Origin of the sequence: Brachybacterium sp. HMSC06H03 (assembly GCF_001807385.1) — a bacterium.
Classification (GTDB): domain Bacteria; phylum Actinomycetota; class Actinomycetes; order Actinomycetales; family Dermabacteraceae; genus Brachybacterium; species Brachybacterium conglomeratum.
The window spans coordinates 1-6,974 of record NZ_KV788740.1 but is presented as its reverse complement, the minus strand read 5'-3'; the positions used below and the strand labels follow the sequence as shown (position 1 = coordinate 6,974).

The following is a 6,974-nucleotide window of genomic DNA, read 5'->3' as shown; positions in this document are numbered from 1 at the left end:
CGCGGGCTCTGCGGCGACCGCCGCGGCCGCGCTCCTCGCCGAGGCGGACGCGTCCGCGCCCGGCGTAGGCGGGGACGTCACGGTCCAGGCGCGCCGGGTCCAGGCCGCTCCACGGATGGCCCTTCCCGAAGAAGCGCGTGCGCACGAGCGCCTGCAGCACCGGATGCGTGAACAGGAAGACGACCAGGAGGTCCAGCAGCGTGGTCAGCCCCAGCACGAAGGCGAATCCGCGCACCCCGCCGGTGGAGAGCAGGTACAGCACCACGGCCGCGATGATGTTGACCGTGTCGGAGGCGAGGATGGTGCGCTTGGCGCGGTCCCAGCCGTGGTCCACGGCCGCGGCGATACCGCGGCCCTCGCGGATCTCGTCGCGCACGCGCTCGAAGTAGACGATGAACGAGTCCGCGGTGAACGCGACCGCGACGATCAGGCCGACCACGCCCGCGAGGGAGAGGCGGTAGCCGATCTCGGGGATGTTCGAGAGCACGGTGAGGGTGGCGTAGGTGAGCACGCCCATGATGAGCAGGCTCGAGGTCGTCACGATCGCGAGCAGGCGGTACTGCGCGAAGGCGTAGGCCACCACCAGCGCGAGTCCGATCAGGCCCGCGATCAGGCCCATCTGGAGCTGGTCCGCCCCGAGGGTCGCGGAGATCTGCTGCTCGGAGGCGACCTCGAACTCGAGCGGCAGCGCACCGAAGCGCAGCTGGTCCGAGAGCTGGGTCGCCTGCTCCTGGGAGAAGTTTCCGGAGATCGACGCCTCGCCGCCCGGGGAGGGCTCCTGCACCTCGGGGGCCGAGATGACCATCCCGTCCAGCACGATGCCGAAGGCGGCGGTGGCGCCCTCGCCGTTGTACAGGGCGCCGGTCATGGTCGAGAAGGACTCCGCGGCGGTCTCGTCGAAGGACATGTTCACGACGTAGTAGCCCGTCGGCTGACCGGTCGGGGTGACGTCCGAGGCGACGGAGGAGCCCTCGATCGAGGAGCCCGCGATGACCTCGGGACCCAGCAGGTACTTCGCGCTCCCGTCCGGGGCGCAGGCGACCATCGGCTCGTCGGCGGCGGTCTCCGCGGCGCGCTCCTGCTGCGCGGCGGGATCGACGCAGTCCGCGCTCATCAGTTCGGTCTGGACCTCCGGGGTCATCCAGTCCATGCTCCAGGCCGGGTAGGGCAGGTCGTCCTCTCCGGTCCCGGTCGCGGGAGCCATCGAGGAGTCGTCGCTGAGCAGGCCCGAGAAGAGCTGCTGCGAAGGATCGGCGGGGGCCTCGGAGGTCTCCCCCGCGGACTCCTCGCCCCCGGCGTCCGAGGCGCCGCCCCCGTCGGAGGGGAGTGCCTCGCCGCTGCCCTCGGGCGCGACCAGGCCGAGCACGGGGCGGAAGGACATCGCGGCGGTCTGGCGGATCGCGGCGGAGGTCGCCTGGTCCATCTGCCCGGGCACGTCGATCACGATGTTCGTGCCGCCCTGGACGGTGATCTCGGTCTCCGCCACGCCCATCGCGTTGATGCGCTGGCTCATGATCTGCCGCGCCTGCTCCATGGCGGTCTCGTCGATCGCGGAGCCGTCGCGCGACTGCGCCTGGAGGATCACCTGGGTGCCTCCCTCGAGGTCGAGGGCGAGCTTGGGGGCGGGCTGCCAGCCACCCTTCCAGACCCCGGCGCCGATCCCGCCGCCGAGCAGCAGGATCAGCACCGCAAGGGTCGCCAGGGCGATGCGGCGTGCAGGCATGGTGGGGATTCCTCAGGACGACGGGCCAGGGAGCGGAGGGCGGGGCGAGGAGGCCCCGCGGGATCGTGCGCGATCGGGCGCGCGGCGCGGGTCGGGTCAGCGACCGCGCGCGGAGCCGTCCTCGCGGGGGTCCTCGTCGCCGACGGTGACGCCCGAGACCCGGTCGGTGGTGGAGGCGTCCTGCGCCCCGCGGGGGGCGGCGCCCTCAGGGGCGACGCCCTCGACGGTCCCGCCCTCGACGGTCTCGCCCTCGAGGGCCTCGCCCTGCTCGTCCTCGACCGGGTCCACGGCCATCGCGATCGCCATGCGGGCCCACTTGGTCTGCGTGCCGTCCTCCGACTCGAGCACCACCACGTCGTCGTACTCCTCGACGATGAGGCCGTAGAAGCCGGAGTGCGTGCGCACCTCGTCGCCCACGCCGAGCTTCTTGACGAGCTCCTGCTGCCTGGCCTGCGCCTTGCGCTGACTGCGGGAGAGCAGGAACAGGGGCAGCATCATCACGAGGATGATGAGCAGGATGGGAAGGAACTCCACGGTTTTCCTCTCGACGGACAGCCCCTCGGGTCCGTGCTGCTGCACGGGCGAGGTCCTGCCGCGGGCGACTGACCGCCCCACTGTACCCGTCGGTCCGCCGCGGTCCTCCCAGCCGGCGCCCGGGAGCGCCGAGCTCCGCACGGGGCGGCCGGCCGGCGCCCGTGCTCAGAAGCGGCCGAGCATGGGCGGGGTGCCCTCCGCCCCCGCGGGCGGCTCGAGGCCGAGGTGCTCCCAAGCGGCGGGGGCGGCCGCTCGGCCGCGCGGGGTCCGCAGCAGGAAGCCCTCGCGCACGAGATACGGCTCGATCATCGTCTCGACCGTCTCGGTCTCCTCCCCCACCGCGACGGCGAGGGTCGACAGTCCCACGGGTCCGCCGGCGAAGCGGCCGCACAGGGCGCTGAGCACCGCGCGGTCCAGACGGTCTAGGCCCCGGTCGTCGACCTCGTAGACCCGCAGCGCCTCCTTCGCGGCGCCGAGGTCGAGGGCGCCGCTGCCGCGCACCTGGGCCCAGTCGCGCACCCGGCGCAGGAGACGGTTGGCGATGCGGGGCGTGCCGCGGGAGCGGGAGGCGATCTCGATCGCGGCACGGTCCTCGAGCTCGACCTCCAGCCGCACGGCGGAGCGGCGCACCACCTCGCGCAGCTCCTCGGCGCCGTAGAAGTCGAGATGGCCGATGAACCCGAAGCGGTCGCGCAGCGGCGCCGGGAGGAGACCGGCGCGGGTGGTGGCGCCGACGACGGTGAAGGGCGGCAGGTCCAGCGGGATCGACGTCGCGCCGACGCCCTTGCCGACCACCACGTCCACCCGGAAGTCCTCCATGGCGATGTACAGCATCTCCTCGGCGGGCCGCGCGAGGCGGTGGATCTCGTCGATGAAGAGCACCTCCCCCTCGTCGAGGGAGGAGAGGATCGCGGCGAGGTCCCCGGCGTGCTGGATCGCCGGTCCCGAGGTGATGCGCAGCGGGGCGGAGAGCTCGGCGGCGATGATCATGGCGAGGGTCGTCTTACCCAGTCCCGGCGGCCCCGAGAGCAGCATGTGCTCGGGGGCGCGGCCGCGCCCCGCGGCGGCGTCGAGGACGAGCGAGAGCTGGTCGCGCACCACCTGCTGGCCCACGAACTCCTCGAGCCGGCGCGGGCGCAGCGCGGCCTCCGCGGTGCGCTCGGGCGGCATCGACTCGGGGCTCGTCACCGCGCGCGGCGCATCCTCGGTCACCTCCCAGGAGCCGTCGGCGAACGACCTACCGGCCCGCTCCTCCTCGCGGCCCGTCGCCCGTGCGCTCATCGATGTCCTCCGAGACCGCGCAGCGCCGTGCGCAGGAGCGAGGCGGCGTCGAGCTGCTCCCCGCCCTCCTCGCGCGCGGCCTCGACGGCACCGCGCGCCGCCTTCTCCGCCCAGCCGAGCCCGACGAGCGCCTCGACCACGTCGGCGTCGGGGCCGCCGGGGGCCGCGCACGAGGCCGACGACGCCTGAGGCGAGGCCTCGCTCGGCGCGGGCAGCTTCCCGCCGAGCTCGAGGAGCATCCGGCCGGCGACCTTCGGGCCGATGCCCGGGGTGCGGGTGATGGTCTTCACGTCCTGCTCGGCGACGGCGCGGCGCAGCTCCTCCGGGTCGAGCACGGCGAGCACGGCCAGCGCCGTGCGCGGCCCGATCCCGGTGACGGACTGCACGATGCGGAAGGTCTCGGCCTCCTCCGCCTGGGGGAAGCCGTAGAGGGTCAGGGAGTCCTCGCGGACGACGAGCTCGGTGTGCAGGGTGAGCTCGGCGCCGTGACGGGTCGCGGCGAGGGCCTGCGGCGTGGTGCGCACGAGATAGCCGATGCCGGCCACCTCGAGCACGAGGGCGTCGAGGTCGAGGCGGACGACCCGCCCGGTCAGGGATGCGATCACGCCACCACCCTAGAACACCTGTTCGATCACTGGCGGGAGGTCGAGCGTTCCCGGGCGCGTCGGGCCCGTCGCTCCGCCTCGGCCCACACGGCCTGCGCGCTCGTGCGGGCGCCGCCCGTGCGGTCCAGCGCCACGGGGCCGCCGCCCCGCCACAGCTGGGTCAGCGCGATCGCGACGGCATCGGAGGCGTCCGCGGGCTGGGGTGCCGCGTCCAGGCCCAGCACTTTCACCAGCACCGACTGGATCTGCTTCTTGTCCGCCCGCCCGCTGCCGGTCACGGCGGCCTTGACCTCCGAGGGGGTGTGCAGCGCGACGGGGATGCCGCGCTCCGCCGCCTCGAGCAGCGCGATGCCGGAGACCTGCGCGGTGCCCATCACGGTGGAGATGTTGGACTGGCTGAACACCCGCTCCACGCCGACGGCATCGGGGGCGAACTCCTCGAGCACGGCGCGCAGCCCGCGGGCGATGCCGAGCAGGCGCTGCTCGAGCGGCTCCTCGGAGTCCGAGCGGATCACGCCCGCGTGGACGAGACGAGCGCGTCGTCCGCCGATCGCGTCGACGATGCCGATCCCGCAGCGGGTCAGCCCGGGGTCGACCCCCAGCACGCGCAGGGTCGTCATCCTCGCTCCTCCCCTTCCGGCATCGCCGTCGGCGGTGTCAACGGGTCTCTCCCCGGTCCGGGTGGTGCGGCCCGCGTCAGGAGGGACGGCGCGGCCCGGGCGAGGGCCGCGCCGTCCCTCCCGCTCACTCCTGCTCGTCCAGCTGGGCCGCGACGTCGTCGGGGATGTCGAGGTTGGAGTAGACGGCCTGCACGTCGTCGCTGTCCTCGAGCGCGTCGATCAGGCGAAGCGCCTTCTGCGCGCCCTCGAGGTCGACGGGGGTGCGCATGGTCGGCACGAACTGCGCCTCGGCGCTCTCGTAGTCGATCCCCGCCTCTTGCAGCGCGGTGCGCACGGCGACCACGTCGGTGGCCTCGGAGAGGATCTCGAAGGTCTCGCCCTCGTCGTTGATCTCCTCGGCGCCGGCGTCGAGCACGACCTCGAGCAGGTCGTCCTCGGTGTTCTCGCCCTTGGCGACGGTGACCACGCCCCGGCGCTCGAAGAGATAGGAGACCGAGCCGGAGTCCGCCATGTTGCCGCCGTTGCGGTTGAAGGCCAGGCGCACCTCGGAGACGGCGCGGTTCTTGTTGTCGGTGAGGCACTCGACCAGCACGGCGACGCCGCCCGGGGCGTAGCCCTCGTACATCAGCGTCTCGTAGTCGACGCCGCCGCCGTCGAGCCCGCCGCCGCGCTTGACGGCGCGGTCGATGTTGTCATTGGGGACGGAGGTCTTCTTCGCCTTCTGGATGGCGTCATAGAGAGTAGGGTTGCCGGCCGGGTCGGGGCCGCCCATGCGTGCGGCCACCTCGATGTTCTTCACCAGCTTGGCGAACAGCTTGCCCCGCTTGGCATCGAGGGCAGCCTTCTTGTGCTTGGTGGTCGCCCACTTGGAATGCCCGGCCATCTCTCTCCTTCCGCTCGTCCGCCCGGAAGGGCGGATCGACGCCCCATCCTAGTGGGTCGGGTGCAGTGTGCTCGCGACCGGCTCCGCGCAGGCACCTCAGGGCGAGCCCGGCTCCCGAGGACGGCACTGCTCAGCCGCGGACGACGGGGGCGGTCAGCGCACCGATCAGACGACGGTCGGCGGTGATCTGCTCGAGCAGCGCGCGCTCGCGGGCGCGGGTCCTCGCCGTCGGCCGGCCGAACAGGACGCTGTGCCGCTCCATGCCCAGCGAGATCGCGGCGCGGATCAGGTCGTGCATGCCCATCCGGGCGACGGCGCCGTGGCGGCCCGCCCAGGTCTCGGCGCGACGGCGCCGACGCATCGAGACCAGCATCTCGACCTCGTCGGGCGAGAACCAGCCCGCCCTGCCGTACTCGGACAGCTGGCGGCGCAGGATCCGCTTCTCCCGCAGGCGCAGGAACAGCACGATGCCCACCAGCAGCAGGAAGATCGGCACCTGCACGGTGACGTAGTAGCGCAGGAACCCGGCCAGCGGCGCCTCCGGGTCCACCGGGAGGAAGAAGCTCGAGCCGTTCCACAGCGCGTGCAGCGCCATCCCGAGCGACAGCCCGCCGAGGCCCAGGCCGAAGTAGAGCATCAGCGAGCGGCGCTCGGCCGCGATGCCGAGGCCGAGGCCGCACAGGGCGGTGAAGGACACGTGGGCGAAGGGCGAGAGGATGCCGCGCAGGAAGAAGGTCTGCCAGAAGACGTCGACGGTCCCGGCGGCCTGCGCCTGATGGAAGGAGTTCCCGAAGTAGAGGATGTTCTCGGTGAAGGCGAAGCCGCCGGCGATGAGGGCGGCGTAGACGACGCCGTCGAGCGGACCGGAGATGAAGCGTCGCCCCCAGACGAGCAGGGCGAACAGGCCCGCGGACTTCATCGTCTCCTCGATCACCGGTGCCTGCACGGCCGCACCGAGGAAGGAGTCGATCAGCTCGGTCTCCTCCTGCGGGGAGATCCAGGCGTCGAAGAAGGTCCCGAAGAACAGCGACAGCAGCACGGATCCGATCGCACCCCAGGCGAAGGCGGAGACGAGCGAGAGCCGGGGCTGCGGCGTGTATCGATCCAGCCACCACACCGCGCCGAGCACGAGCGCGACCGGCACGAGCGCTGCGGTGAGGGCGACCAGCGCGGTGCCGATGCCGAGCGGCCTGATCACCACCAGGTACAGCACGGCCAGGGAGGCGAGGATGCCCAGCAGCGAGCCGATCAGCAGCACCCAGCGCAGCCAGCGTCGACGGGGCCGGGCGGCGGCGGGCGCGACCTTGAAGGAGAAGTACAGCGTCAGC

At 72.8% G+C, this 6,974-nt stretch carries 7 protein-coding genes; all 7 read right to left on the bottom strand.

The genetic code is table 11. From position 1 onward, the window contains the following. The coding region (gene secD / locus HMPREF3159_RS06625) for a protein translocase subunit SecD (protein ID WP_070500235.1) at nt 1-1,723 on the bottom strand (1,723 nt) is incomplete at its 3' end. 96 nt (nt 1,724-1,819) lie between these two features. Then, the gene (yajC, locus tag HMPREF3159_RS06620) at nt 1,820-2,257 is read right to left on the bottom strand and encodes a preprotein translocase subunit YajC (RefSeq protein WP_070500238.1); all 438 of its coding nucleotides are present in this window, start codon (nt 2,255-2,257) and stop codon (nt 1,820-1,822) included. A 165-nt stretch (nt 2,258-2,422) separates the two neighbouring features. Further along, nucleotides 2,423-3,427, bottom strand: coding sequence for a Holliday junction branch migration DNA helicase RuvB (gene ruvB / locus HMPREF3159_RS06615; protein ID WP_141748109.1), 1,005 nt, complete (start codon nt 3,425-3,427; stop codon nt 2,423-2,425). 107 nt (nt 3,428-3,534) lie between these two features. Continuing rightward, nucleotides 3,535-4,143, bottom strand: coding sequence for a Holliday junction branch migration protein RuvA (gene ruvA / locus HMPREF3159_RS06610; RefSeq protein WP_070500233.1), 609 nt, complete (start codon nt 4,141-4,143; stop codon nt 3,535-3,537). Nucleotides 4,144-4,169: 26 nt separating this feature from the next. Continuing rightward, complete coding sequence (gene ruvC / locus HMPREF3159_RS06605) at nt 4,170-4,763, bottom strand: crossover junction endodeoxyribonuclease RuvC (RefSeq protein ID WP_070500231.1); 594 nt, start codon at nt 4,761-4,763, stop codon at nt 4,170-4,172. A 124-nt stretch (nt 4,764-4,887) separates the two neighbouring features. After that, nucleotides 4,888-5,646 carry a YebC/PmpR family DNA-binding transcriptional regulator gene (locus tag HMPREF3159_RS06600; RefSeq protein ID WP_070500229.1) on the bottom strand — a complete coding sequence of 253 codons (759 nt, stop codon included), beginning with the start codon at nt 5,644-5,646 and terminating at the stop codon, nt 4,888-4,890. A gap of 130 nt (nt 5,647-5,776) precedes the next feature. Next, nucleotides 5,777-6,974, bottom strand: a 1,198-nt coding sequence (locus HMPREF3159_RS06595; protein ID WP_070500228.1) for a PrsW family intramembrane metalloprotease, incomplete at its 5' end; no start/stop codon positions are given.

Excerpts from the sequence above, each read along its gene's own strand:
- ruvB (WP_141748109.1), bottom strand. The coding sequence starts at position 3,427 with ATGCCGCCCGAGCGCACCGCGGAGGCCGCGCTGCGCCCGCGCCGGCTC.
- ruvC (WP_070500231.1), bottom strand. The coding sequence starts at position 4,763 with ATGACGACCCTGCGCGTGCTGGGGGTCGACCCCGGGCTGACCCGCTGC.
- HMPREF3159_RS06600 (WP_070500229.1), bottom strand. The coding sequence starts at position 5,646 with ATGGCCGGGCATTCCAAGTGGGCGACCACCAAGCACAAGAAGGCTGCC.